The following is a 22,667-nucleotide window of genomic DNA, read 5'->3' on the forward strand; positions in this document are numbered from 1 at the left end:
CAGCCCCTCTACAGCTTCATCAGATTGGCGTCGTCGACCGAGGCCGAGTGGCGCGAACGGAAGATCGACACGATGATCGCGAGCCCGACCACGACCTCGGCCGCGGCGACCACCATCGTGAAGAAGGCGATGACCTGCCCGTCGAGGTTGCCGTGCAGCCGGGAGAAGGTGACGAACGCCAGGTTGCAGGCGTTCAGCATCAGCTCGACGCACATGAAGACCACGATCGCGTTGCGCCGGATCAGAACCCCGGCGGCGCCGATGGTGAACAGCAGCGCGGCCAGGTACAGGTAGTTGGCCGGATTCACTTGGCACCCTCCTCGGCCTGGTCGTTGTCCGCCGCCTCACCGCTGCCGCCCGCCTTCGCGCCCGAGGTGACCGCGGGCCGGGACGGCAGATCGACCTCGCGCTCCAGCCAGCGGGTCGCGCTCTGGTCGAGCGCGGCCAGCCGCTCCATCGCGTCACCGGACACGTCGCGGATCTGGCCGCGCTCGCGCAGCGTCGCGCTGACCGACAGCTCCGAGATCGAGCCGTCCGGCAGCAGCGCCGGGATGTCCACCGCGTTGTGCCGGGCGTACGTGCCGGGCGCCGGCAGCGGGGTGACATGGCCGCCCTCGCGGAAGCGGGCCTCGGCCAGCTCCCGCTGGGTGCGGCGCTCCTCGGTGCGCTCGCGGTGGGTGAGCACCATCGCGCCGACCGCCGCGGTGATCAGCAGCGCGCCCGTCAGCTCGAAGGCCCACACGTACTGCGAGAAGAGCAGGTGGGCGAGGCCCTGGACGTTGCCGCCGTCCGCGGCGCTCGCCGCGCCGGTGCCCTCGAAGGTGTCGAGGGAGGCGTTGGAGATACCGGCGATGAGCAGGATGCCGAAGCCGAGCCCGCACAGCGCGGCCATCCAGCGCTGGCCCTTGAGCGTCTCCTTCAGCGAGTCGGCCGCGGTGATGCCGACGAGCATGACGACGAAGAGGAAGAGCATCATGATCGCGCCGGTGTAGACGACGATCTGCACGATGCCGAGGAAGTACGCGCCCTGCGCCAGGTAGAAGACGGCGAGCACGATCATCGTGCCGGCCAGCGACAGGGCGCTGTGGATCGACTTCTTCATCAGCACCGTGGCCAGGGCCCCGAGCACGGCGACCGTGCCCAGGATCCAGAACTGCACGGCCTCGCCGGTGGAGGTCTTCGACGCGGCGTCCGCCGCGAGGGTCACAGCGGTGGCGGCGCTCATGCCTCGGCCCCCGTTCCCGCCGGGGCGGCGCCGCCGGGGGCGGTGACCCCGGCGTCCGTCACGTCGGCGGCCGCGTCGGCGGCCACGCTCTCGTCGGGCTTCTCGCCCTTGGAGACCGCGACCTGCCGCTCGGTGCCGGGCGCGGCCTCGGTGACCAGGCCGCGGTAGTAGTCGCCCTCGTCCATGCCGGGGAAGATCGCGTGCGGCGCGTCGACCATGCCGTCGGTCAGGCCGGAGAGCAGCTGCTCCTTGGTGAAGATCAGCGACTCACGGGTGCGGTCGGCCAGTTCGTACTCGTTGGTCATCGTCAGCGCGCGGGTCGGGCACGCCTCGATGCACAGCCCGCACAGGATGCAGCGGGCGTAGTTGATCTGGTAGACGCGGCCGTAGCGCTCACCGGGCGAGTAGCGCTCCTCGTCGGTGTTGTCCGCGCCCTCCACGTAGATCGCGTCGGCCGGGCAGGCCCACGCGCACAGCTCGCAGCCGACGCACTTCTCCAGCCCGTCCGGGTGCCGGTTGAGCTGGTGGCGGCCGTGGAAGCGGGGCGCCGTGGGCTTCTTGTACTCCGGGTACTGCTCGGTCAGCCGCTTCTTGAACATGGCCTTGAAGGTCACGCCGAAGCCTGCGACCGGGCCGAGGAACTCAGGCATCGCCGTCCTCCTGCTTCTCCTGCTCCGGGGCGTCCTGGCCGGATGCTCCGACGAGTTGGGGCTCCGCGCGGCTGGGCCGCCGCGGCACCCGCTGCACCTGCTGTCCGGGCAGCGGCGGTACGGGGTAGCCGCCGGCCATCGGGTCGAACCGCTCCGGCGGGGCCAGCAGTCCGCCCTCGGCCGGTTTGCTCTGCTCCTCGCGGTCGCGGAAGAGGTCGGCGAGCAGCGAGACCAGCAGCAGCACAAGGACGGCGCCGCCGACGTACAGCACGATCTTGGTGGAGCTGTAGTCCTCGTTGCGCATCGCGCGGACCGCGGCGACGAGCATGAGCCACACCATCGAGACCGGGATGAGGATCTTCCAGCCGACCTTCATCAGCTGGTCGTAGCGCACCCGGGGGAGCGTGCCGCGCAGCCAGATGAAGAAGAAGAGCAGCAGCTGCACCTTGATGACGAACCACAGCATGGGCCACCAGCCGTGGTTGGCGCCCTCCCAGAAGGTGCTGATCGGCCAGGGGGCGCGCCAGCCGCCGAGGAAGAGGGTCGTGGCGACCGCGGAGACGGTCACCATGTTGACGTACTCGGCGAGCATGAACAGCGCGAACTTGATCGAGCTGTACTCGGTGTTGAAGCCGCCGACGAGGTCGCCCTCGGACTCCGGCATGTCGAACGGGGCCCGGTTGGTCTCGCCGATCATCGTGCAGATGTAGACGAGGAAGGACACCGGCAGCAGCGCCAGGTACCAGCGGTCGTGCTGGGCCTCGACGATCGTCGAGGTCGACATCGACCCGGAGTAGAGGAAGACCGCCGCGAAGGACAGGCCCATCGCGATCTCGTAGGAGATCATCTGGGCCGACGCGCGCAGGCCGCCGAGCAGCGGGTAGGTCGAACCGGACGACCAGCCGGCGAGCACGATGCCGTAGATGCCGACGGAGGCCGTGGCCAGGATGTAGAGGATGCCGATCGGCAGGTCGGTGAGCTGCAGCGCGGTGCGCTGGCCGAAGATGGAGACCTCGTTGTCGGCCGGGCCGAAGGGGATCACCGCGAAGGACATGAACGCGGGGATCGCCGCCACGATCGGGGCGAGGACGAACACCACCTTGTCGGCCCGCTTGACGGTGATGTCCTCCTTGAGCATGAGCTTCACACCGTCGGCGAGCGACTGGAGCATGCCCCAGGGGCCGTGCCGGTTGGGGCCGATGCGCAGCTGCATCCACGCGACGACCTTGCGCTCCCACACGATGGAGAACAGCACGGTCAGCATCGCGAAGGCGAAGCAGAACACCGCCTTGAGGAGGATCAGCCACCACACGTCGTTGCCGAAGAACGACAAGTTCTCAGCGGTAGCGGCCAGTTGGCTGCTCATGACGTGACCTCCTGGCCCTGCGCGGCCGCGCCGTCCGCCGGGACCTCGGCGGCGGCGATCGCGACGACCTGTCCGGGGAGGGCGCCCACGTCGGAAGCGACGCCGGAGCCCGTCGAGTTGAGCGGCAGCCAGACCACGCGGTCGGGCATCGGGGTGACGGCCAGCGGCAGCGTCGTCGCCCCCGCCGGTCCCGTCACGGTCAGCAGGTCGCCCGCGGCCAGGCCCAGTTCGGTGGCCGTCGCGGCGGACAGCCGGGCGACGGCGGCGTGCCGGGTGGCGGCGAGCGCGTCGTCGCCGTCCTGGAGGCGGCCCCGGTCGAGCAGCAGCCGGTGCCCGGCGAGCACCGCCTGGCCCTGCTCGGGGCGGGGCAGCGGCACCGAGGAGTCCAGCGGCGCGGCCGCGTACGGGCCGGACCATCCGGCGAGCCGGTCCAGTTCGATCCGCGCCGAGCGCACGTCGGCCAGGCCGAGCGCGACGTCCATCTGGTCGGCGAGCATCGTCAGGACCCGGGCGTCGGACAGCTGGTGGCGCGCGGTGGCCTGGTCGGGCTTGATCGCGGTCTCGAACATCCGCGCCCTGCCCTCCCAGTTGAGGAAGGTGCCGGCCTTCTCGGCGACCGCGGCGACCGGCAGCACCACGTCGGCGCGGTCGGTGACCTCGCTCGGCCGCTGCTCCAGGCTCACCACGAAGCCCGCCGCGTCCAGCGCCGCGCGGGCGGCCGCCGGGTCGGGCAGGTCGGCGAGTTCGACGCCGCCGACGACCAGCGCGCCCAGCTCGCCGCTCGCGGTGGCCCGCAGGATCTCGCCGGTGTCGCGGCCGTAGCGGCCGGACAGCGTGGGCAGGCCCCACACCCGGGCGACCTCGTCGCGGGCCCGCGGGTCGCTCACCGGGCGTCCGCCGGGCAGCAGTCCGGGCAGCGCGCCCGCCTCGACCGCGCCGCGCTCGCCCGCCCGGCGCGGGATCCACGCCAGGGCCGCGCCGGTGGCGGCGGCGAGCCGGATGACGGCGGTGTAGCCGCCGGGTACGGTCGCGAGCCGCTCGCCGACCAGGATGACCGCGCCCTCCTTGCGGAGCGCGTCGGCCGCCTCCCGCCCGGCCTCGTCCAGGCCGACGCCGCCGGCGAGCGCGTCCATCCACTCCGGTTCGGTGCCGGGGGCGGCGGGCAGCAGGATGCCGCCGGCCTTCTCCAGGCCGCGGGTGGCGTGGGTGGCGAGCGCGTACGTCTGCTGCCCCCGCTTGCGGTGGGCCTTGCGCAGCCGCAGGAAGACGCCGGGAGCCTCCTCCTCCGACTCCAGTCCGGCGAGCAGGACAGTCGGGGCCGCCTCCAGCGCGCGGTTGGTGACTCCGGTGCGGTCCAGGTCCAGCCCGCGACCGGCGACCGCGGAGGCCAGGAAGTAGGCCTCCTCGGCGGAGTGCGGGCGGGCCCGGAAGTCCACGTCGTTGGTGCCGAGCACGACCCGGGCGAACTTCGCGTACGCGTACGCGTCCTCGACCGTGATCCGGCCGCCGGGCAGCACCGCCGCCCGGCCGTGCGCCGCGCCGAGCCCGGCGGCGGCGGCGGCCAGCGCCTCCGGCCAGGACGCCGGGGCGAGTTCACCGTCGGCGCCGCGCACCAGCGGGTGGGTGAGCCGCTCGGGCCGCTGCGCGTAGCGGAAGCCGAAGCGGCCCTTGTCGCACAGCCACTCCTCGTTGACCTCCGGGTCGTTGGAGGCCAGGCGCCGCAGCACCTTGCCGCGCCGGTGGTCGGTGCGGGTGGCGCAGCCGCCCGCGCAGTGCTCGCACACCGAGGGGGACGACACCAGGTCGAAGGGCCGCGACCGGAAGCGGTACGCGGCCGAGGTGAGCGCGCCCACCGGGCAGATCTGGATGGTGTTGCCGGAGAAGTACGACTCGAAGGGGTCGCCCGCGCCGATCCCGACCTGCTGCAGCGCCCCGCGCTCCAGCAGCTCGATCATCGGGTCGCCCGCGACCTGGTTGCTGAAGCGGGTGCAGCGCGCGCACAGCACGCAGCGCTCGCGGTCCAGCAGCACCTGCGCGGAGATCGGCACCGGCTTCTCGTACGTGCGCTTCTTGCCGTCGAAGCGCGAGTCGGAGTCGCCGTGGCTCATCGACTGGTTCTGCAGCGGGCACTCGCCGCCCTTGTCGCACACCGGGCAGTCGAGCGGGTGGTTGATGAGCAGCAGCTCCATCACACCGCGCTGCGCCTTCTCGGCGACGGGCGAGGTGAGCTGGGTGGTCACCACCATGCCGTCGGTGCAGGTGATGGTGCAGGACGCGACGGGCTTGCGCTGCCCCTCGATCTCGACGATGCACTGCCGGCAGGCCCCGACCGGGTCCAGCAGCGGGTGGTCGCAGAACCGCGGGATCTCGACGCCGACCATCTCCGCGGCCCGGATGACCAGGGTGCCCTTGGGCACCGACACCGGGATGCCGTCGACGGTCAGCGAGACCAGGTCCTCCGGCGGCACCGCGGGCTGCCCCGCGCCGGAGGACGCACTGCTTGTGGTGACGGTCACGCGTGGGCCTCCGTACGGTACTTGTCGGCCCAGGCGGTGGAGCGGGCCGGGTCGAAGGGGCAGCCCTTGCGCTCGATGTGCTCCTCGTACTCCGCGCGGAAGTACTTGAGGGAGGAGAAGATCGGCGCGGCGGCGCCGTCGCCGAGCGCGCAGAAGGACTTGCCGTTGATGTTGTCGGCGATGTCGTTCAGCTTGTCGAGGTCGCCGGGCGAGCCCTTTCCGGCCTCGATGTCGCGCAGCAACTGGACGAGCCAGTAGGTGCCCTCGCGGCACGGGGTGCACTTGCCGCACGACTCGTGGGCGTAGAACTCCGTCCAGCGGGTGACCGCGCGCACCACGCACGTGGTCTCGTCGAAGCACTGGAGCGCCTTGGTGCCGAGCATCGACCCGGCGGCGCCCACGCCCTCGTAGTCCAGGGGCACGTCGAGGTGCTCCTCGGTGAACATCGGGGTGGACGAGCCGCCCGGCGTCCAGAACTTCAGCTGGTGACCGGGGCGCATGCCGCCGCCCATGTCCAGCAGCTGCCGCAGGGTGATGCCGAGCGGGGCCTCGTACTGCCCGGGGCGGGCGACGTGGCCGGACAGCGAGTAGAGCGTGAAGCCCGGGGACTTCTCGCTGCCCATGGAGCGGAACCACTCCTTGCCGCGCAGCATGATCGCGGGAACCGACGCGATGGATTCGACGTTGTTCACCACAGTGGGGCAGGCGTAGAGCCCCTCGACGGCGGGGAAGGGCGGGCGCAGCCTCGGCTGGCCGCGGCGGCCCTCCAGCGAGTCCAGCAGCGCGGTCTCCTCACCGCAGATGTACGCCCCGGCCCCGGCGTGCACGGTGAGTTCGAGGTCGAAGCCGCTGCCGAGGATGTCGTTGCCCAGGTAGCCGGCCGCGTAGGCCTCGCGGACGGCTTCGTGCAGCCGGCGCAGGACGGGGACGGTCTCACCGCGGAGGTAGATGAAGGCGTGATGCGAGCGGATCGCGTAGCACGCGATGATCATGCCCTCGATGAGGGAGTGCGGGTTGGCGAAGAGCAGCGGGATGTCCTTGCAGGTGCCCGGCTCCGACTCGTCGGCGTTGACGACGAGGTAGTGCGGCTTGCCGTCGCCCTGCGGGATGAACTGCCACTTCATGCCGGTGGGGAAGCCCGCACCGCCGCGGCCGCGCAGGCCCGAGTCCTTGACGTAGGCGATGACGTCGTCCTGCGGCATCGCGAGGGCCTTGGCCAGACCCTCGTAGCCGTCGTGCCGGCGGTAGGTGTCCAGCGTCCATGACCTCGGGTCGTCCCAGAAGGCCGACAGGACGGGCGCGAGCAGCTTCTCGGCCGATTCCACGGTCATCACTCGCCCTCCCCACGGGTCGGTTCGGTGGATCCGCCCGCGGGTCCGGCCGGGTTGTCCGGGTCGGAGACCGCGGTCTGCTGCGGGGCGTCGTGCGAGCTGGGGTGCGCTGCGGGCGAGGGCGAGGACGGCGTGTCGAAGGCGCCGCTCTCGGTGCGGTGCGGCTCGGCCTGCTGCGGCACGGTGTGCGCGGGTGCCTCGCCGCGGTGCAGGCGCAGGCCCGCGAGGGACGCGGGGCCCGCGCCGCCGCTCGCCTCGACCGCGCCTTCGCGCTGGTCGGGGAAACCGGCGAGGATCCGGGCGGTCTCCTTGTACGTGCAGATCGGCGCGCCGCGGGTGGGCCGTACCTCGCGGCCGGCGATCAGGTCGTCGACGAGCGCCCTGGCGGATTCGGGCGTCTGGTTGTCGAAGAACTCCCAGTTGACCATCACCACGGGGGCGAAGTCGCAGGCCGCGTTGCACTCGATGTGCTCCAGCGTGACCTTGCCGTCGGCGGTGGTCTCGTCGTTGCCGACGCCGAGGTGCTGCTTGAGCTCGTCGAAGATCGCGTCGCCGCCCATGACCGCGCACAGCGTGTTGGTGCAGACGCCCACCTGGTAGTCGCCGCTCGGCTTGCGGCGGTACATGGTGTAGAAGGTCGCGACCGCGGTGACCTCGGCGGTGGTGAGGTTCAGCATCTCGGCGCAGAAGCGGATGCCGGTGCGCGTGACATGGCCGTCCTCGGACTGCACCAGGTGCAGCAGCGGCAGCAGCGCGCTGCGCGAGCCGGGGTAGCGGGCGATCACCTCCTTCGCGTCGCTCTCCAGCCGGTCGCGCACGTCGGCCGGGTAGTCGGGCGCGGGCATCTCGGGGATGCCCAGTGACACGTCGGTCATCGGTCGACGCCTCCCATCACGGGGTCGATGGACGCAACGGCGACGATGACGTCGGCCACCTGGCCGCCCTCGCACATCGCCGCCATGGACTGAAGGTTGGTGAACGACGGGTCGCGGAAGTGCACCCGGTACGGGCGTGTGCCGCCGTCGCTGACCGCGTGCACGCCCAGTTCGCCCTTCGCGGACTCGACCGCCGCGTAGGCCTGCCCCGGCGGCACCCGGAAGCCCTCGGTGACCAGCTTGAAGTGGTGGATCAGGGCCTCCATGGAGGTGCCCATGATCTTCTTGATGTGGTCGAGGCTGTTGCCCATGCCGTCCGGCCCGAGCGCGAGCTGCGCGGGCCAGGCGATCTTCTTGTCCTCGACCATGACCGGGCCGGGCGCGAGCCGGTCCAGGCACTGCTCGACGATCCTCAGGCTCTCGTGCATCTCCGCGACCCGGACGAGGAAGCGCCCGTAGGAGTCGCAGGAGTCGGCCGTCGGGATCTCGAAGTCGTAGTTCTCGTAGCCGCAGTACGGGTCGGACTTGCGCAGGTCGTGCGGCAGGCCCGCGGCGCGCAGCACCGGGCCGGTCGCGCCGAGCGCCATGCAGCCGGTGAGGTCGAGGTAGCCGACGTCCTGCATACGGCCCTTGAAGATGGGGTTGCCGGTCGCGAGCTTGTCGTACTCCGGCAGGTTCTTGCGGAACTTCTTCACGAACTCGCGGATCTGGTCCACCGCGCCGGGCGGCAGGTCCTGCGCGAGGCCGCCGACGCGGACGTACGCGTGGTTCATCCGCAGGCCGGTGATCAGCTCCAGGATGTCCAGGATCATCTCGCGGTCGCGGAAGCCGTAGATCATGATCGTGGTGGCGCCCAGCTCCATGCCGCCGGTGGCGATGCACACCAGGTGGGAGGAGATCCGGTTGAGCTCCATGAGCAGTACCCGCAGGACCGTGGCACGGTCCGGGACCTGGTCCTCGATGCCGAGCAGCTTCTCGACGGCGAGGCAGTAGGCGGTCTCGTTGAACAGCGGCGTCAGGTAGTCCATGCGCGTGACGAACGTGGAGCCCTGGACCCAGGTCCGGTACTCCATGTTCTTCTCGATGCCGGTGTGCAGGTAGCCGATGCCGGAGCGGGCCTCGGTGACCGTCTCGCCGTCGATCTCCAGGATCAGCCGCAGCACGCCGTGGGTGGACGGGTGCTGGGGGCCCATGTTGACGATGATGCGCTCGTCGTCGGTGCCGCTGACCTGCTCGGCCAGCTCGTCCCAGTCGCCGCCGGTGACGGTGAAGACCCGGCCCTCGGTGGTCTCGCGCTCTTCCGCCTGCTGGGGGGACGCGTATCCGTTCGTCATGAGTACGACCTCCGCTGGTCGGGAGCCGGGATCTGAGCGCCCTTGTACTCGACGGGGATGCCGCCGAGCGGGTAGTCCTTGCGCTGCGGGTGGCCGGGCCAGTCGTCCGGCATCATGATCCGGGTGAGCGCGGGGTGCCCGTCGAAGACGATGCCGAAGAAGTCGTACGTCTCGCGCTCGTGCCAGTCGTTCGTCGGGTAGACGCCGACGAGCGAGGGGATGTGCGGGTCGGCGTCGGCCACCCCGACCTCCAGCCGGATCAGCCGCCCGTGGGTGATCGACCGCAGGTGGTAGACGGCGTGCAGCTCGCGGCCCTCGTCGCTGGGGTAGTGGACGCCGCTGACGCCCGTGCACAGCTCGAAGCGAAGCGCCGGGTCGTCGCGCAGCGTCTGCGCGACCCGCACCAGGTGCTCGCGGGCGATGTGCAGCGTCATCTCGCCGCGGTCGACGACGACCTTCTCGATCGCGTCGGCGGGCGGCAGCCCCGACTCCTCCAGGGCGCCTTCCAGCTCGTCGGCGATCTCGTCGAAGACCCCGCCCCGGCCGCCGTACGGGCGCGTGCTCGCCCCGGGCAGCCGGACGGTGCGGACCAGGCCGCCGTAACCGGAGGTGTCGCCGCCCTTGTCGGCGCCGAACATGCCGCGGCGCACCCCGATGACCTCGCCGGGCTGCTGCTCGCGGGGGGCGGGGACGGGTGCGGTGCCGCTGCCGGTGTCGCTCATCGCAGGAGCCCCTTCATCTCGATGGTGGGGAGCGCCTTGCGGGCGGCCTCCTCCGCCTCGCGGGCCGCCTCCTCGCGGTTCACGCCGAGCTTGGAGCCCTGGATCTTCTCGTGCAGCTTGAGGATCGCGTCGAGCAGCATCTCGGGGCGCGGCGGGCAGCCGGGCAGGTAGATGTCGACCGGCACCACGTGGTCGACGCCCTGGACGATCGCGTAGTTGTTGAACATCCCGCCGCTGGACGCGCACACGCCCATCGAGATGACCCACTTGGGGTTCGGCATCTGGTCGTAGACCTGCCGCAGCACCGGCGCCATCTTCTGGCTCACCCGGCCCGCGACGATCATCAGGTCGGCCTGCCGCGGCGAGCCGCGGAAGACCTCCATGCCGAAGCGGGCCATGTCGTAGCGGCCCGCGCCGGTGGTCATCATCTCGATGGCGCAGCAGGCCAGGCCGAAGGTGGCCGGGAAGACCGACGCCTTGCGTACCCAACCGGCCGCCTGCTCCACCGTCGTGAGCAGGAATCCGCTCGGCAGTTTCTCTTCGATACCCATGGGTTGGCTCCCCTTGTCCCCTCGGTCCCTAGTCCCATTCCAGGCCGCCGCGCCGCCACACGTAGGCGTAGGCGACGAAGACGGTGAGCACGAAGAGGAGCATCTCCACGAGCCCGAACATCCCCAGGCGGTCGAAGGTGACGGCCCAGGGGTAGAGGAAGACGATCTCGATGTCGAAGACGATGAAGAGCATCGCCGTCAGGTAGTACTTGATCGGGAAGCGCCCGCCGCCGGCCGGATGCGGGGTGGGCTCGATGCCGCACTCGTACGCTTCCAACTTGGCCCGGTTGTACCGTTTCGGCCCGATGATCGAGGCCATGAAAACGGAGAAGATCGCGAAGCCGGCCGCGATGCCCCCCAGCACGAGGATGGGCGCGTAGGCGTTCACCGTCCCCCGCTCCTTCCAGTCGGCAGTGACTGACATGTACGGACCGACTCGCGGTGTGAGCCCCCTCACTCCGCGACCAAGATCGCGCCTATGTGAGGCAGTTCACAAGCCCAAGTCGCCTGCATCCTATGCCTCCCGGTCTGTGATCTGCGACACGGGGTACCGGCTCACCTTTGTGATCTCCACCACCCGGCCAATGATCATGAAGTCGGATGAGCGGTGATCTTGAGGCAGATCACTCCCAAACGATCACTTCATGTCACATCCCTGTTAATTCTCGCTGGTCAGAGGGGTGGGCTCATTATCAAGTGAGGGTGGGCCCGGGCAAATTGGAGTTGGACGCGGCCGCGTGATAGCGCGCGGGCGGACGTCGGACGGGGTGGGTCGCAACCCTCCGGCGGCAGGGAACCGGCCGCGTGAACGCGTGCACGAGCACAAATCGGGCCACTGATGTGAAAGTGCGTCAAACCATCAGAAGATCAAGATCACGAAACGGGCATTTGAGCCGTGCGCACGTCAACTGTGGCGCATCCCACCTTTCTTGAACGGAACCATTCGTTCCTGATAGCCAAAGACGCATGTCCCAGAACAGACCGCAGATACCCGCGGCCACCGCCACGCCGTCCCATAGCGGCCGCCGGCGGCACGCCGCGCCGACGCGCCCCAACTGGACGCGCAGGGCCGGACTCGTCGGCGGTGTCGTCAGCGCCATCGCACTCGGCGGCGCGGGCGCACCCGCCCTCGCCGACAACCACGGGCGTCCCGACGCCTCGACGCCGACCTCCCTCGACGCCTCCCCGCTCTCCACCGCGGTGACCTCCCGGCAGGCCGCCGACGCCGTCGCGCAGAACGCGCTCGCCCACACCCTCGCCGCCGCCCGCGAGCACGCCGCGTCCACCGCCGCTGCCGCCGCCTCGGCGACGCACAAGGCCGCCGTCGCTGCGAAGGCCGCGAAGGCGCGGGCCACCGCGACCGCGCTGGCCGCCTCGCGCAGCGCCAAGCGCGCGAAGCTCACCGCGACCCCGGCCGCCGCCTCCTCTTCCTCGTCCTCCTCGTCGAGCGCCGCGGCACCCTCGGCCTCCAAGGTCGACAAGCTCATCGCGTTCCTCAAGGCGCAGATCGGCAAGCCGTACGTCTACGGCGCCACCGGCCCCTCGTCGTACGACTGCTCGGGCCTGACCCAGACCGCGTACGCCACCGTCGGCATCTCGCTGCCGCGCACCTCGCAGGAGCAGTCGACGGTGGGCACGCCCGTCTCGATGAACTCCCTGCGCGCCGGCGACCTCGTCTTCTGGGGCGGCGAGGGCAGCGCCTACCACGTCGGCGTCTACATCGGCGACGGCCAGTACCTGGACGCGGCCAACCCGTCCTCCCCGGTGGGCATCAAGCCGCTCACCTACTCCGAGCCGGACTGGGCCGTCCGCGTCCTGTGACGCTCACCCGCAGGGCGGGTCGTACGGCAGCTGCGGGATGTACTTCTTCCACTGCTGCGCCGTGAGCACGTCGCGCGTGAGGGAGCAGATCCACCGCGCGGCGTGCTCGGGGTCCAGGTCCCACAGCCGGATCACGCCGTCCTCCCCGACGGTGACCAGGCGGCCGTCACGGGGGAAGGCGACCGAACCGACCGTGCCGTGCGTCCCGGTGAGCGGTCCGCCCCGCGCGGAAGCGTGGGCCGGGTCGCTCACGTCCCACAGCCGGATCGTGCCGTCGCTGTTGCCGCCGCTGACCAGCGTGCGGCCGTCCGGGCTGAACGCCACCGCGCCCACGGGAGTGGTGTGGCCGGTCAGCGGCGCGCCGAGGGCACGCGCGTGGGCCGGGTCGCTGATGTCCCACAGCCGGACGGTGCTGTCGTAGCCGCCGCTGGCCAGCGTGCGGCCGTCCGGGCTGAAGGCCACCGACAGGACGAGCCCGGTGTGGCCGGTGAGCGGTGCGCCGAGGGCGTGCGGGTGGGCCGGGTCGCGCACGTCCCACAGCCGGACCTTCCGGTCCCCGTTCGCGCTCGCGAGCGTCCGCCCGTCCGGGCTGAAGGCCACCTTGGCGGTGCCGTTGTCGAAGCCGGTCAGCGGTGTGCGCAGGTACACCGGGTCGGCGGCGTCGGTCAGATCCCACAGCTCGATACGCGAATCCAGGCCCCCGACAGCCAGCGTCCGGCCGCTCGGGCTGAAGGCCACCGACGCCACATGGCCCATCCTGGTCTCCAGTTTGCGGCCCAGCAGGGTGGGACGGGACGGATTCGCGGTGTCCCACAGCTCCACGTCCCCGTCGGTGAAACTGCCGCCGGCCAGCACCTTCCCGTCGGCGCTGAACGCCAGCGACCGCACCGACGCGGGGGCGGCGACGGCCGGGGCCAGACCGAGGCCGGTCGTACGGGCCGGGTCGCTCACGTCCCACAACCGGACCTTGCCGTCGGTGCCCGCGGTGGCCATCGTGTGGCCGTCGGAGCTGAACGCCAGGCCGTCCACGGAGCGGCTGTACGACGTGACGAGCCGCTGGGGGAAGCTCCACACCCGCACCGTGCTGTCGGCGCTGCCGCTCACCAGGGTGCTGCCGCCCTGGGTGAAGGCGACCCCGAGGACCGGTCCGGTGTGACCGGCGAGGGCCGCGCCGCGCGAGACGGGGCTGTCGGGGTAGGCGACGTTCCACAGGTTGATCGAGCCGTCGTGGCTGGCACTGGCCAGGGTCTGGCCGCTCGGGCTGAAGGCCACCGACGTGATCGTCCCGGTCTGGCCGAGGAGTTCACCGAGCATGACCACATGAGCCGGGTCGGTCGTGTTCCACAGCCGCACCCGGCTGTCGGCGCCGCCGCTGGCCAGGGAGTGCCCGTCCGGGCTGAAGGCCACCGACGCCACGAAGTCGCCACCGTGCCCGTAGAGGGGCTTGCCCAGCGCGGTCGCGCGCGCCGGGTTGCCCACGTTCCACAGCCGCACCGAGCCGTCGAAGCTGCCGCTGGCCAGTGTGCGGCCGTCCGGACGGAAGGCCACGGCGTCGACCGCGTCGGTGTGGCCGGTCAGCGGCGCGCCCAGCAGCGCGGGGTGGACGGGGTCGGCCACGTTCCACAGCCGGATCGTCTTGTTGTGGCAGCCGCCGGCGAGCACGTGCCCGTCGGGGCTGAACGCCACCGCGCCGACCGTGTCGAAGCAGCCGGTCAGCGGCGCGCCCAGCGCGACCGGGTGGGCCGGGGAGGTGACGTCCCAGAGCCGGGCCGTCGCGTCGTTGCTCCCCGCCGCGAGCGTACGGCCGTCGGGGCTGAACGCCACGGACTCCACGATGTCGGTGGGCACCTTGACCGGCGGGCCCAGCTTCGCCGGATGCACCGGGTCGGCGATGTTCCACAGCTGGATCGCGCTGTGGCTGCTGCCCGTCGCCATCGTCCGCCCGTCCGGTGTGACCGCGACCGACAGGATGCCGCCGATGCCCGAGGCGAGCGGCGTGGACAGCGGCTGCTCGGCGCCGGAGACCAGGTGCGCGCGCAGGTCGTCGTTCGGGCGCATCCGGTAGGCGACCAGGTCGAGTTGCGCCGCGAGCGAGGTGTCGGTGGTACGCAGCCGGTCGGCCTCCGCGGTGATCTGGCTGAAGATCGCGGTGTTCCGCTCGTCCAGGGCCTTGCCGCGCTGCTCGAACGCGAGGGCGGCGGCGCCGCTGGCCAGCAGGGCGAGGGTGACCAGGACGGCGGTGACGGCACGGCGGACGCGGGCGGTGCGCTTGACGCGGGCGGTGGAGGCGGCGAGGAACGCCTCGGTCGTCCGGTCGGCGCCCGGGACGGTGGTGCGGCCGGAGGTGGTGGCGGCGACCGCGCCCTTCACCGCCTCCAGCCGGCTCGCCGGGTGGAGCAGGTCGTTCGGACGGCCGGCCCGCTCCCACGCGAAGGCGGCCTCCCGCAGCTCCTGCCGTACGGCGCTGCCGACCCGGTCGTCGTCGAGCCAGCCCTTGAGCCGCGGCCAGGCCCGCAGCAGCACCTCATGGGTGATGGCGACGGTGTCCCGGTCCTGCGTCAGCAGCCGGGCGGCGGTGAAGGAGTCGAGGACGGTACGCGCGGCCCGCGGGTCGGCCTCGAACCGCAGCAGGTCCGCGCGCGGGACGCGGCGCCGGGCGGGCTCGGCCCCCTCCGTCACGGTGACCAGCCGCAGGAAGACGCTGCGCGCGGCGTCACGGCAGGCACGGACGGCCGCGGGGTCGCCGGGTCCGCCGGGTCCGCCGGGGTTCGCGGCGCGTTGAGGGTTCGCGGCGCGTTCGGGGCCGTCGCCGCCCGCGGGGCCCGGGGATGCCGGGGCGTTCCAGCCACCCGCGGAGCCCCCGGAGTTCCAGCCGCCCGCGGGGCCTGCGGGGCCCGTGGAGGACCAGCCGTCCCCGGAATTCCCGGAGTTCCCGCCGCTCGCGAGCCCCGAGGCACCCCTGGAGTCCCAGCCGTCCCCAGTGCCCGCGTCGCCCTCGGTCTCCCGGCCGAGCCGGGCGAAGACGCGTTCGGCGGTGTCGGCCACCGCGTGCTCGATGCCGCCGGTCTCCTGGTAGCCGCGGACGGTGAGGACGCCGCCGTCGCGCCGCGTCCAGGTGGTGCGCAGCGCGTGGGCCAGCAGCGGCAGCCGGCCCGCCTCGTAGTCCCCGGGGCTCTCGGCGCTCCCGCCGCGCCCGCCCGTACCGCCGGGCCCGGCGCCGGACGCGCCCAGGTCGCGGAGCAGCACCTCGGGCAGGCCCGCCTCGACCTGGAGGCCCGCGCGCTGGGCGGGCAGCACGACGGCGTCGCGCAGTTCGGCGCGGGACATCGGCCCCAGGAAGACCTGGTTGCCCTGCACCGCGCCGCGCAGCCACGGGTAGGCGGCGCACTGTGCGTAGAAGTCGGCCCGCAGGCCCAGGACGACGAGGCCGAGCGGTTCCTGACCGTCCCGCGGGTCCGCGAGCCAGGCCAGCTCCTCGACGAAGGCCCGCCGCTCCGCCTCGTCCTCGCACTGCGTGAAGATCTCTTCGAACTGGTCGACGACGACGATGACGCGCCCGCCCGTACCGGATCCGGATCCGGATCCGGTACGCGGCTTCGTGCGACCCAAGGCGTGGCCCAGGGCCCGGCGCAGGGCGGTGCGGCGGGCGCCGCGGTCCGCCGCCCGCCACTCCCCCGGCGCGGTGTGCTCGCCGGTCAGCGCGGCGAAGTGGGCGGCGAGGGCGTCCATCGGGCTGTGGGCGGGGGTGAACACCAGCCGCCGCCAGTGCCGCGAGCCTGCCGCGGGCAGGTCGCCGCGCCCGATCGCGGGCAGCAGACCGGCCCGCAGCAGCGAGGACTTGCCCGCGCCCGACGGCGCGACGACCACCAGCGGGGCGCGGTCGGCGACCGCGCCGTCCAGCCGCGCGACCAGGTCGGCGACCAGCCCCTCCCGCCCGAAGTACCAGTCGGCCTGGTCGAGTCCGAAGGGCACCAGGCCGGGGTACGGGCACGCGTCGTCCTCGGCGGGGCGGCCGACGCGGTGGAGGCGGCCCTCGGCCACGACGAAGGTGGCCCGCAGGTCACGTACCTCGACGATGTACTGGTCGCGGCCCGCCTGGTAGATCCGCGCGTCGTCCGAGGCGCGCGCCTGCGGGAAGAACGGCGAGCCGTACGTCCCGCCGTCGGGTGCGCGGCCGGGCGGGACCGGCCCCTCCCCCGTGGTCACCGCTCGGTGATGTGCTGGTCGCGCCCGGCCAGGTAGACGCGGCCGCTGCCGGTCGCCCGCGCCTCCTGGTGGATGCCGCCGTGCACCGTCTGGCCGCCGGCCGCGGCCTGCCACTCCGCGAGGGCCGCCCGCAGCACCGCCTCGGCGTCGGGCCGCGCCGCGAGCAGCTCCGTTATCCGGTAGGCCCATTCGCCGCGCAGCGCCGCCTCGTCGACCGGCGCCCCCGCCGCCCGGCCCCGTACGACGGCGGCCTGCGCCGTGTCGAGGTCCGCCGCGACGGCCTCGGCCCCCTCGGGCCGGAACTGCCGCCACAGCCGCACGGCTCCGTCGCGCGCCCGCTGCCACCCGTCGGTGACCATGAGCGTGACCAGGGTGCTGCTCGCACCGGCCGACAGTGCGGCGAGCTGCGCGTCCATGTCTGCTCCCTCGCTCCGATCACCGGATCCGGAATCTGACGGTATTTCACTCTAGGTCAAGGGTCCGACATCGGAGCGGGGTCGGCGCCGCGTCCACCAGATCTCCACGTCCGGTGCGGGCAGGGGCAGTTCAGACCAGCCAGCGGCCCGCCTTCATGAGGAGGCGGTCCCTCAGCTCGGGGACCGTCCCCCAGGCCCGCAGCTGCCGCGGGGCGACACGGTAGAAGTGGTACGGCTCGGGATCCTTGCGCGGGTCCCACCCGTCCTTGGCGGCGAAGGAGTCGCCGACGCCGGACGGGAGCGCGTCCGCGGCGAAGGCGGTGACGTCGCCCTCGACGTGCACGACGTCCCGCGTCGTCCCGAAGCACAGCCGTACGGTGCCGGTCGCCGCGAGGTTCGCGCCCGTGGGGTTGGTCGGCCGCGTCGCGAGCCACACGGCCTCGCCGTCCCACCAGAACGTGAGCGGCATCAGCGTCGGGCCGCCGCCCGCCGGGTCGGCCGTCGCGACCCACACGTCCAGCTCCTCCGCCAGGATCCGCAGCGCGTTCGCCTTGCGCGCGGCGCGGGTGCGCGGGCCGTTGTCAGGGGCCGGGGCCGGGGTGTCGTCAGCGGTGTCGTGCGTCGTGTCGTTCGTCGTCATGCGGCACGACGCTAGCCGTGCCGCCCACCCGGCGCATCGGTCCCCGGGCGTACGCCCCGCCGGGCAGGGGCGGCCGCCCGCAGCTCGCGGACCAGGGCGCGTACGGCGGCGGAGGCGGCGAGTTCGGGCGTGGTCACGTAGCCGATCCGCCGGGTCGGGCGGCGCGGGCCGAGGTCGGTGACCTCGACGGTGTCCGGGGCGCCGGTCAGGGAGAGGGCCGGCATGATCGCCATGCCGTGGCCCGCGCCCACGAGCGAGAGCACCGCGCCGTCGTCCTCGGCCTCGACCGTGGCCCGCGGGATCCAGTCCTGCGCCTCCCACCAGGCGCGGGTGTACGAGCCGCAGTTCTCGGCCCAGTCGACGAGCGGCAGCGAGCGCGGCGCCGGATGCCCGGCGGGGTGCACCAGGCTGTAGCTCTCCTCGAAGAGCCCGCCCGCCACCAGCCCGGCGGGCAGCCGCGCCCCGTCCAGGGTGACGAGGGCCAGGTCCGCCCGCCCGTCGGCCACTTCGCCCGCCGCGCCGCGCCCGACCTCGCGGACGATCCGCACCCGCGGCTCGATCCCCGGGTACCGCGCGCGCAGCCGCTCCAGGACCGGCGGCAGCAGGTGCAGCGCGGTGCTGCGGAAGGCCGCGATCCGCAGCGGGCCGTCCGGGGTGCGCGGCCGGTCCGCCCCGCGCGCCTCCGCGGCGAGCACGTCCAGCAGCCGCAGGATGCGGCGGGCGTGCGCCACCGCCTTCTCCCCCGCCGCGGTGGGGCTCGCACCGCGGCGGCCCCGGTCGAAGAGGACGGCGCCGATCTTGCGTTCGCTGCCGCGTACCGAGTGGGAGACGGCGGACTGGGTGAGGCCGAGCGCGCCGGCCGCCGCCGAGAAGCCGCCGGTGTCCGCGACGGCGACGAGGACGCGCAGCTCGTGGGGGGCGAGGTCGGTGCGGGTGGCTCCGCCGGCGGGGGCGGGGGTGCCGCGGTCGGTGCCGTCGTCGGACGTCGGGGGCACGGGCGCTCACCTCGGGCGTACGGGCTCGGGCGCGGACCCGGGCGGGGCTCGGACGTGGACGGGGCACGGACGTGGACGGGTTCGTTCGTACGGGTTCGTTCGTACGGGACCGGAACGTACGGGTCTGGAACGTACGGGTCTGGAACGTACGGGTCTGGAACGTACGGGACGCGTGCGCGCGGGACTCCTGCGTGCCGGTCCCGCCCGTACGCCCCCACCCATGAGAAGCGCTCATGGAACGGGCCGTCGTATGAGCCCAACCGGCTGCCGCCGGGCGCCATTCCCGGCCTAGCGTCCGGGGCATGAGCGAGCACGCGATCACCGTCCAGCAGACCGCCCGCCCCCACGGCTTCCCCGAGGCCGGGGATTTCGCCTTCGTCGAGTCGGCGGTCCCCGAACCCGCGCCCGGCACCGCGCTCGTGGCGAACCTCTACTGGTCCGTCGACCCTTACCACCGCGAGCTGATGGACGACGTGCCCGGCGGCTTCGCGCTGCACGCCCCGCTCGAAGGCCGGACGATCGGGCGCGTCGTCGCCTCGCGCACGCCCGAGCTGGCGGAGGGCGAGATCGTCTTCCACCGGCGCGGCTGGCGTACGCACTCCGTGGTCGGCCCCGAGGAGGTCCGCCGGCTGCCCCCCTTCGACGGCGTCCCGCTGACCGCCTTCCTGAGCGTCCTCGGCGGCACGGGGCTGACCGCCTACGTCGGCCTCACCCGCGTCGCCCGGTTCCGCGCGGGCGACGACCTCTTCGTGTCCGCCGCGGCCGGCGGCGTCGGCACGGCCACCGGCCGTTTCGCCCGTCTGCTGGGCGCCGGGCGGCTCGTCGGCAGCGCGGGCTCGGCGGCCAAGGTCGCCCATCTGACCGGGGAGGTGGGCTACGACGCGGCCTTCGACTACCACGACGGCCCGGCCGCCGCCCTGCTCGCCGAGGCCGCGCCCGACGGCATCGACGTCTTCGTCGACAACGTCGGCGGCGACCAACTGGTCGCGGCGGTCGGCGCGTTGCGCGAGTTCGGCCGGATCGTCCGGATCGGCACCATCAGCACGTACAACACACCGGACGCGCCCCCTCCGGCCGTCGACTACGCGCAGATCGTGGAGAAGAGCCTCCGCATGGAGGGCTTCCTGGTCAGCAACTACCGTCATCTCCAAGAGGAGTTGTACGCGTTCGCGGTCCCGCACCTGCAGTCCGGGCGGCTCGCGCTCGACGAGACGGTGGTGGACGGCTTCGAGCACGTCGTGGACGCCTTCCTGGGCATGCTGCGCGGCGCGAACACCGGGAAGATCATCGTGCGCGCCGACACGTAGCCGGTGGCGGCATCGGCGGAACGGGCCCGTCCTCCCGCTCCCCGGCGGGATGATCCCGGGAGGGGACGCGCGCGCGGAGGGGGACGGCGGATGGGCAGGACGGTACGGCGGTCGGCGGGGACGATGGCGCTCCTGGACCTCGTCCGGGAACCACGGCGGGTGCTGTGGCAGTTCACCCCGCGGGGCGCGGCGGTCGCGGCGGCGGACCGGGAGGCCTTCGCGGCGGGCGAGGCGCGCGGGGTGGCAGCGCACACCTACCGCAACCGCCGTATGCGCCAGGGCTTCCTCGTCCTGGACCCGGCGTCCCCCACCCCGGTGACCTGGCACCGCACCTTCCGGGCCCGCCCCGGCCGCTCCCCGGTCACGCTCGACGCGCCCTTCGACGTCCTCGCGGTGACACCGGGGGTGCCGCTCAGCCGCTGCACCCTCCTCACGTTCACCGCCGCCGGCACCCCGTGGGCGCTGGCCGTCCCGCTGCGGGACTCCACCCTCGTCCGCGCGGCCCTGGCCTGGGCGAACGGGACGGCGTGACGCTGCGGCCCGCGGTGTCAGGGGCGGGCGGCGGCGACCCGGGCGACGACCGGGCGCCAGTGCTCCAGGCCGGGGACGCGCAGGCCGACGACCTTGCCCGCGTCGTCCCCGCGGCGCAGCGTCACCGCGGCGGCGAAGTCGGGGTCGGTCGCGAACGCGGCCGCCTCCGCGGGCGTCATGGCCCCGCCCTGGCAGCCCAGCGTCCGCGCGCTCTCCGGCGACAGGGCCAGCGACGGGTCGGTCGCGGCGAGGTAGCGCTTGGCGGGGATGTGCAGCGCGACGAGGCGGCCGACCCGCGGCCCGAGCAGCGCCGTCACGGCAGCGGCGGCGTGCTCGCCGTGCCCGGCCTCGTCGCCGGGCACCAGCACATGGCCGATGTCGTGCACCAGGCCCGCGAGCTGGAGCTCCTCGTCGGCGGGGTGCGCGGCGGCGAGCAGCGCGGCCACCTGGAGCCCGTGGTCGAGGATGTCCACCGGGTCGCCGGTGCGGTCCGGGGTGTCCCACGCGTCGTGGCAGTCGGCGAGCAGGTCCATGAGCGCGTCCACGGACGCGAGGGCGCGGGGCTTGTTCTCTCTCACGCCGCCACGGTGCCCCGCCGGGCCGAACGGCAGGTGTACGGCGGCTGACCCCCTGGGGCTCACGCCGTACACCCGCCTCCTCTCCCGCTACCCGGTGTAGGTGTACGTGAAGTGCGGGGTGTCGTACTGCGGGCCGCTCTTCTCGTACGTGAACCAGTAGGTGAGCACCGCGCCGGACGACAGGCCGCTGACCGTCTGCGTCCAGGTGCCGCCGCTGTTGGCCATCCGGAAGTTCTGCTGGCCCGCGCCGTTCACGAGGTAGTGCACGTCGACGTAGGCGGCGGGCGTGGTCGGGGTGAAGGTGATGCGCACCTGGCCGGAACCGGTGGTCGCCGCGCCGGCGGTGTAGTCGGGCGCGGTGGTGCTGCCGCCGGTGCTGCCGGTGCTCGTACCCGTGGAGGTGCCGGTGCTCGTACCCGTGGAGGTGCCGGTGGAGGTGCCGGTGCTCGTACCCGTGGAGGTGCCGGTCGACGTACCCGTGGACGTACCGCCGGTGCCGCTGCCGCCCGTCGTGCGGTTGACGGCGATCCAGTCGACCGTCATGGCCGCGCCCGAGCTGATGTCGGCCGAGGGGGAGGTGCAGCCGCACACCTTGTTCGGGTAGGAGCCGCCGATCGCGACGTCGAAGATGGCGAAGAAGCCGTGGTCGACGGCCGCCTGCCAGGTCGCCGTCGAGACCTGGTTCTCGTTGACCGTGTACGTCACCTGGCCGTCGAGGGCGAAGCGCAGCTGCTCGGCGGAGGTGTTGGTGCGGTCGATGACCACGGAGTACGTGTGGAAGCCCGACTGGCAGCCGCCGCACGGCTGGAGACCGCTGCTGATGCCGTCCGGGTCGTGGCACTCGCCCGCCCACACCCCGCAGTGGAAGGTCGTCGAGTGCTGGCTCAGCGCGTTGACGTCCTCCATGATGTCCAGCTCGCCGATGCCGGGCCAGTTCGTCGCCCCGACCGGGCGGGCGTCGGCGCCCATCGCCCAGAAGGCGGGCCAGTAGCCCAGCCCGCTGGCCGGTGCGGGCTGCTTCAGCGAGGCGCTGATCTCCAACTGGCCGCCCGCCGGGGCCGCGAAGTCCGTGCGCTGCGTCTCGACCCGGCCCGAGGTCCAGTGCCCGGACGCGTCCTTGACCGGCTTGATGACCAGGTGCCCGGAGCCGTCCTGGTAGACGTTGGCGGTCGAGTCGGTGGCCGTCTCGATCTCGCCGGTGCCCCAGTTCGCGGCGGCGCCGGGGTAATTGTAGCCGGTGCCGGTGTCGTAGAGCCAGTTCGCATGGTTGAGGCCGGTACCGGCCGCGCCGTTGAAGTCGTCGCTGAAGACGGTGGTCCAGCCCGACGGCGGGCTCGGCACGGCAGCGGCGGCGGGCCCGCCGCCCAGCGACACCCCGAGCAGGGCGCCGACCCCCAGCAGGAGCGCGCCGAGCCCGGCACCGAGCCCCCGCCGCCGCCGGAACCGGCCCCGAACGCGCCGTGCTGGGGGCGGTGTTGCGTGATCGCGCGTGCGCTGACTCATGGCCGTGTGACCTCTCTGCGGACGGTGGGGGGACGCCGGGCCCTCCTGAGAGCGCTCTCAGACTCCCGGTTGCCGTGGAGTGTCAACCAATGGCAGGCAC

The 22,667-nt window shown here is 72.9% G+C and carries 20 protein-coding genes; 3 read left to right on the forward strand and 17 right to left on the reverse strand.

What is annotated here, in order from left to right; all coding sequences use genetic code 11:
• Positions 1 to 8: 8 nt before the first annotated feature.
• Genes nuoK through ACH4PY_RS22890 form a run of 11 tightly spaced genes read right to left on the reverse strand, consistent with a single transcriptional unit; the run spans position 9 to position 10,958 of the window.
• Positions 9 to 308: an NADH-quinone oxidoreductase subunit NuoK gene (nuoK, locus tag ACH4PY_RS22840; protein WP_031518880.1), complete on the reverse strand. Its 300-nt coding sequence runs from the start codon at positions 306 to 308 to the stop codon at positions 9 to 11.
• Positions 305 to 1,225, reverse strand: a complete 921-nt coding sequence (locus ACH4PY_RS22845; RefSeq protein ID WP_398185735.1) for an NADH-quinone oxidoreductase subunit J — start codon at positions 1,223 to 1,225, stop codon at positions 305 to 307. The genes nuoK and ACH4PY_RS22845 overlap by 4 nt, the downstream gene beginning before the upstream one ends.
• Positions 1,222 to 1,875 (reverse strand): NADH-quinone oxidoreductase subunit NuoI, encoded by a 654-nt coding sequence (gene nuoI, locus ACH4PY_RS22850; protein ID WP_398185738.1) that lies wholly within the window; start codon positions 1,873 to 1,875, stop codon positions 1,222 to 1,224. The genes ACH4PY_RS22845 and nuoI overlap by 4 nt, the downstream gene beginning before the upstream one ends.
• The gene (gene nuoH, locus ACH4PY_RS22855; RefSeq protein ID WP_398185740.1) at positions 1,868 to 3,241 is read right to left on the reverse strand and encodes an NADH-quinone oxidoreductase subunit NuoH; all 1,374 of its coding nucleotides are present in this window, start codon (positions 3,239 to 3,241) and stop codon (positions 1,868 to 1,870) included. The genes nuoI and nuoH overlap by 8 nt, the downstream gene beginning before the upstream one ends.
• The gene (locus tag ACH4PY_RS22860) at positions 3,238 to 5,757 is read right to left on the reverse strand and encodes an NADH-quinone oxidoreductase subunit G (RefSeq protein ID WP_398185743.1); all 2,520 of its coding nucleotides are present in this window, start codon (positions 5,755 to 5,757) and stop codon (positions 3,238 to 3,240) included. Before ACH4PY_RS22860 ends, nuoH begins: the two co-directional genes overlap by 4 nt.
• The gene (gene nuoF / locus ACH4PY_RS22865) at positions 5,754 to 7,088 is read right to left on the reverse strand and encodes an NADH-quinone oxidoreductase subunit NuoF (RefSeq protein ID WP_398185746.1); all 1,335 of its coding nucleotides are present in this window, start codon (positions 7,086 to 7,088) and stop codon (positions 5,754 to 5,756) included. Before nuoF ends, ACH4PY_RS22860 begins: the two co-directional genes overlap by 4 nt.
• On the reverse strand, positions 7,088 to 7,963 hold the full coding sequence (nuoE, locus tag ACH4PY_RS22870; RefSeq protein ID WP_398185749.1) for an NADH-quinone oxidoreductase subunit NuoE: 876 nt from the start codon (positions 7,961 to 7,963) through the stop codon (positions 7,088 to 7,090). Before nuoE ends, nuoF begins: the two co-directional genes overlap by 1 nt.
• Positions 7,960 to 9,297 carry an NADH-quinone oxidoreductase subunit D gene (locus tag ACH4PY_RS22875; protein ID WP_398185752.1) on the reverse strand — a complete coding sequence of 446 codons (1,338 nt, stop codon included), beginning with the start codon at positions 9,295 to 9,297 and terminating at the stop codon, positions 7,960 to 7,962. Before ACH4PY_RS22875 ends, nuoE begins: the two co-directional genes overlap by 4 nt.
• Positions 9,294 to 10,019 carry an NADH-quinone oxidoreductase subunit C gene (locus ACH4PY_RS22880; protein ID WP_398185755.1) on the reverse strand — a complete coding sequence of 242 codons (726 nt, stop codon included), beginning with the start codon at positions 10,017 to 10,019 and terminating at the stop codon, positions 9,294 to 9,296. Before ACH4PY_RS22880 ends, ACH4PY_RS22875 begins: the two co-directional genes overlap by 4 nt.
• Complete coding sequence (locus ACH4PY_RS22885; RefSeq protein WP_398185758.1) at positions 10,016 to 10,570, reverse strand: NuoB/complex I 20 kDa subunit family protein; 555 nt, start codon at positions 10,568 to 10,570, stop codon at positions 10,016 to 10,018. Before ACH4PY_RS22885 ends, ACH4PY_RS22880 begins: the two co-directional genes overlap by 4 nt.
• A 28-nt stretch (positions 10,571 to 10,598) precedes the next feature.
• On the reverse strand, positions 10,599 to 10,958 hold the full coding sequence (locus tag ACH4PY_RS22890) for an NADH-quinone oxidoreductase subunit A (protein WP_167986559.1): 360 nt from the start codon (positions 10,956 to 10,958) through the stop codon (positions 10,599 to 10,601).
• 578 nt (positions 10,959 to 11,536) lie between these two features.
• Between ACH4PY_RS22890 and ACH4PY_RS22895 the strand changes: the two genes are divergently transcribed.
• Positions 11,537 to 12,391, forward strand: a complete 855-nt coding sequence (locus tag ACH4PY_RS22895) for a C40 family peptidase (RefSeq protein WP_398185761.1) — start codon at positions 11,537 to 11,539, stop codon at positions 12,389 to 12,391.
• 3 nt (positions 12,392 to 12,394) lie between these two features.
• Here ACH4PY_RS22895 and ACH4PY_RS22900 read toward each other — a convergent pair whose 3' ends face one another.
• From ACH4PY_RS22900 to ACH4PY_RS22915, 4 genes are all read right to left on the reverse strand, one after another.
• Complete coding sequence (locus tag ACH4PY_RS22900; protein ID WP_398185764.1) at positions 12,395 to 16,597, reverse strand: hypothetical protein; 4,203 nt, start codon at positions 16,595 to 16,597, stop codon at positions 12,395 to 12,397.
• Positions 16,594 to 17,013 carry a hypothetical protein gene (locus ACH4PY_RS22905; RefSeq protein ID WP_398185767.1) on the reverse strand — a complete coding sequence of 140 codons (420 nt, stop codon included), beginning with the start codon at positions 17,011 to 17,013 and terminating at the stop codon, positions 16,594 to 16,596. Before ACH4PY_RS22905 ends, ACH4PY_RS22900 begins: the two co-directional genes overlap by 4 nt.
• Before the next feature lie 130 nt (positions 17,014 to 17,143).
• Positions 17,144 to 17,653: a pyridoxamine 5'-phosphate oxidase family protein gene (locus ACH4PY_RS22910; protein ID WP_398185770.1), complete on the reverse strand. Its 510-nt coding sequence runs from the start codon at positions 17,651 to 17,653 to the stop codon at positions 17,144 to 17,146.
• An 11-nt stretch (positions 17,654 to 17,664) separates the two neighbouring features.
• Entirely contained in the window at positions 17,665 to 18,561 is an 897-nt protein-coding gene (locus ACH4PY_RS22915; protein WP_398185873.1) for a LysR family transcriptional regulator, read from the reverse strand.
• A gap of 389 nt (positions 18,562 to 18,950) precedes the next feature.
• On the opposite strand from ACH4PY_RS22915, the gene ACH4PY_RS22920 reads away from it, so the two are divergent.
• Both ACH4PY_RS22920 and ACH4PY_RS22925 read left to right on the forward strand, forming a co-directional pair.
• Complete coding sequence (locus ACH4PY_RS22920; protein WP_398185772.1) at positions 18,951 to 19,955, forward strand: NADP-dependent oxidoreductase; 1,005 nt, start codon at positions 18,951 to 18,953, stop codon at positions 19,953 to 19,955.
• 90 nt (positions 19,956 to 20,045) lie between these two features.
• Complete coding sequence (locus ACH4PY_RS22925; protein ID WP_398185775.1) at positions 20,046 to 20,486, forward strand: hypothetical protein; 441 nt, start codon at positions 20,046 to 20,048, stop codon at positions 20,484 to 20,486.
• Between the two features lie 17 nt (positions 20,487 to 20,503).
• Here the strand turns inward: ACH4PY_RS22925 and ACH4PY_RS22930 are convergent, their stop codons facing one another.
• A complete protein-coding gene (locus ACH4PY_RS22930; RefSeq protein ID WP_398185778.1) occupies positions 20,504 to 21,064 on the reverse strand; it encodes an HD domain-containing protein in 561 nt (186 codons plus the stop codon).
• Between the two features lie 87 nt (positions 21,065 to 21,151).
• A complete protein-coding gene (locus tag ACH4PY_RS22935) occupies positions 21,152 to 22,567 on the reverse strand; it encodes a glycoside hydrolase family 16 protein (protein WP_398185781.1) in 1,416 nt (471 codons plus the stop codon).
• Positions 22,568 to 22,667 lie beyond the last annotated feature (100 nt).

It is taken from the genome of Streptomyces sp. NPDC021224 (assembly GCF_044332905.1).
Lineage (GTDB): Bacteria > Actinomycetota > Actinomycetes > Streptomycetales > Streptomycetaceae > Actinacidiphila.